Here is a 3,557-nt window from a genome sequence, read left to right on the forward strand (position 1 = left end):
CGCAACGACGTACGCCGCGGTGAATTGCACTGCGACTTCGCGTGCCATGCCTTCGAGATTCCACGGCAGGTAGATGCCTCCCGCAGCTTCGACCGAATGGATCACGCCGAATGCGGTGAGTACGGCGCCGAGCAGCACGATCGCCGATGCACGTCGAAGTTGGTGGTCGATCAGCGCGACCACGAAGCTCGCCCAGATCATCGAGGTGATGATGAAGCCGTTGCCGAGCGCGACCAGCACCGCGAGTTCCGGCAATCCTTTTCCGGTCGCGCCGAGCAGCGCGGCGAAACGGTCGGGTGCAACGACGGACGGATCGCTGAACTTGATGGCGACCATGCGCGCGATCGCCGGGAAGAAACTGAAGACGACGGCGGCGGCGTAGCGTTGCGGTGTCGCCTCGAACGCCTGCGTGGTGATGCTGATCGCGACGAACACGAGGATCGGCGCAAGGATCGCCAGCGGCAACAGCTCGACGAAGTTGGAGAGATAGCCGAACACGCCGCCGAGGCCGATGAACACGCCGGTGAGCAGCGTATAGGTACTCGTCGCGCCCATCGCCTTGTATGCCGGCTGGCCGATATACGGTGTCGTCTGCGCGACGCCACCAAAGAGTCCGGCGACCAGCGTGGCGAACGCTTCGGTCAGAAGAATGTCCCGCGTTGAGTAGTCGTCGCCGGCAGCGCGCGCGCTTTCGGTGACGTTGATGCCGCCGACCACCATCAGGAGACCAAACGGCAACAGCAGCGGCAGGTACGGAATCGTCAACGGCAGTCCTGGAATGAAACCGAGCGTTGGCAGCGGCAATGCGAATCGCCACTGCCAGGCCCCCGGCGCGTGATACGCGGAACCCAATGCGCCCACGGGACCGAGTCCGTAGTAGAGCAACGTGCCGACGACGAACGCGACCAGCACGCCTGGAAGTCCGAACGGCAGCCGCGCCTTCGCCACCAGCGCGTACAACACAATGCACAGGCCTGCGAACCCGACCACTGGAATTTTCAGGATCTCCAGCAGCGGCAGGAAGCCGATGAGCATCAGCGCGATGCCGGCGATCGAGCCGAGGAGTCCGGCGCGAGGCACATGTTTCTGCACGGTCGCTCCGGCAAACGACAGGAAGAACTTCAGCACGCCCATCACGATCAGCGACGCCATGCCGAGCTGCCAGGTGGCCGTTGCCGCGGCGGCTTCGTCGAGACCGGACTGCTTGTAGCCGACGAACGCGGGGCCGAGCACCAGCAGCGCCATGCCGATGCTCGTCGGCGCATCGAGGCCGAGCGGCATCGCGGTGACGTCGTTGCGTCCGGTGCGCGTTGCAAGGCGGCGCGCAAGAACGGTGTAGACCACGTTGCCGACGAGGACGCCGAACGCGGTGCCGGGAAACATCCGGTAGAACACCACATCGGCGGGAAACTGGAAAATGCCGATCAGCGCGCCGGCAATGAACGCCATGATCGAGAGGTTGTCGACGACGAGTCCGAGGAATCCGTTGAGGTCACCGGATGACAGCCAGCGGTGCGACGGCGTGGTGCTCATGTCCGCCGTCCGAAAACGCCGGCTGTGCAGGCGACGGACGCGTCTGATTCGACCCGCTGGCTCATCGGCGATGTCTCCCCGAACATGCCCGTCCGACGGTGCGAATGCACCATTTTCACGACGCTCAGAATGACACGTCCGCCGGCTGCGTGACGCGCAACACCGACTGGTCGCCGGTCCTCTTCTTCCACGCGCTGCGGATCGCCTCGATGTCGGCACGATGGGCCGGCGTATCGGCATACAACAGCACGATCACCTTCGATCGCAGTCGTGCCGGTACGGTTTGACCCGTGCCGCGCCATTGACCGTAGATGTCGAACACGCTCAAGCCGTCCGGAAAGCGAACGGTGACTTCTGAATCCATGAACGACCGCCAATCCGCGTCGCTGACGCCGGACCGCGGATCGTCGGCGAGCCCGGTTCCGAAATAGAGTTCCGTGCGCACCCAGCCCGTGGCCTCGGTCGGATGTGAGGCTTCTCCGACCAGTGTCGGGGGTTCGGGTCGGGCCGTGACGTGACCGGCGCAGCCGGCGGCGGTCATCAGCAGGGTCAATGCAAATGCGGTCGTCTTCATCCGTGGATTCTAGGGACGAATGTCCTGCTGTCCATCGATTTTTGAATCCATATGCTTATGCGACGCGATGGCGATGCCAACCGCACGAAGGACCGGCCGATGTTGCTAGCATGGGCGCTCGGGTTGGGCGCTTCGGGGAAACCTCACATGCAGCATCCTGGTTGCAGTCGCCGCCGCGTCGCGGTGTACAACATCGCAATGACACTTTTACCGATCGCGTCTTCCGCGATCGCGGCCGACGACGCGCCAACATTGGGCCAGATCATCGTCACCGGCACGCGCGCGAAAGATCGAACCGTGCTTGATTCAGCAGTGCCGGTCGACGTGCTGACCGCCGCGGATCTGCGCAGCGCCGGTGCGGTGAACGGCGAGCTCGGTGCGGCGCTGGCCACATTGTTGCCGTCGTTCAATTTCCCGCGCCAATCGAACTCCGGCGGATCCGACCACGTGCGCGCTGCGCAATTGCGCGGGCTGAGTCCGGACCAGGTGCTGGTGCTGATCAACGGCAAGCGCGTGCATACCTCGGCGCTGGTCAATACCGACACGAAGATCGGCCGCGGCACCACGCCGGTGGATTTCAACGCCATTCCGATCAGTTCGATCAAGCGCATCGAAGTGCTGCGTGACGGCGCTGGCGCGCAGTACGGTTCGGACGCGATTGCCGGCGTCATCAACATCATCATGGACGACGCGCCGCAAGGCGGCGAAGTCGATGCGGTGGTTGGAGCGAACCACACAGACTTCCGCCCGACCGACCGCACGATCACCGACGGCCAGTCCACCTTTGCCAGTGCGAAGTTCGGCACGCGGCTCGGCACGTCGGGTTTTCTGCGCGCCGGTGTCGAAGCCAATCATCACGACGCGACCAACCGCGCCGGCTACGACGAGATCCCGTTCTTCGAGAACCAGACACCCGCGAATCTCGCGTTGCTCGGCCAGCGCAACTACGCCGCCGGCGATCCGCAAACCGAAAGCTACACCGGCTGGCTCAACAGCGCGCTGCCGTTGTCGGATGCTTCCACGCTGTACTGGTTCGGCAACTACAACAGTCGTCATTCGATTGGCGACAACTACTTCCGCTACCCGGACAGCAGCGCGACGATTCCATCGATCTACCCGGACGGCTATCGCCCCGAATCGATCGGCGCGGATCGCGATGTGCAGACCTCTGCCGGGTCGAAGGGCGCTCTCGGCGACTGGAACTACGATGCAAGCTGGACCTACGGGCGGAACACGTTCGACTACGGCCTGCGTCATTCGTTGAATGCGTCGCTCGGCCTTGACAGTCCGACCGAGTTCTTCAGCGCGGGCTATCGCAACGGACAGTCGATCGGCAATCTCGACTTCACGCGGGAGTTCGGCGTCGCCGATCGCATATTCACAGTCGCGACGGGTGGCGAGTACCGCCGTGAAACGTTCCGCACCGTCGCCGGCGATCCGGCGTCATACG

3 protein-coding genes are annotated in these 3,557 nt (G+C 63.9%); 1 reads left to right on the forward strand and 2 read right to left on the reverse strand.

The window, feature by feature from the left end; all coding sequences use genetic code 11:
- Together ABIV12_RS04800 and ABIV12_RS04805 are read right to left on the reverse strand one after the other, a co-directional pair.
- Positions 1-1,533: hypothetical protein (locus ABIV12_RS04800; protein ID WP_348056787.1), on the reverse strand; the 1,533-nt coding region annotated here is incomplete at its 3' end.
- Between the two features lie 124 nt (positions 1,534-1,657).
- On the reverse strand, positions 1,658-2,074 hold the full coding sequence (locus ABIV12_RS04805) for a DUF3574 domain-containing protein (protein ID WP_348056790.1): 417 nt from the start codon (positions 2,072-2,074) through the stop codon (positions 1,658-1,660).
- Between the two features lie 231 nt (positions 2,075-2,305).
- On the opposite strand from ABIV12_RS04805, the gene ABIV12_RS04810 reads away from it, so the two are divergent.
- A partial coding sequence (locus tag ABIV12_RS04810) for a TonB-dependent receptor plug domain-containing protein (RefSeq protein ID WP_348056788.1) occupies positions 2,306-3,557 on the forward strand: 1,252 nt, incomplete at its 3' end.

This window comes from Dokdonella sp., from assembly GCF_039926425.1.
In the GTDB taxonomy this organism is placed as follows: Bacteria; Pseudomonadota; Gammaproteobacteria; order Xanthomonadales; family Rhodanobacteraceae; genus Dokdonella_A.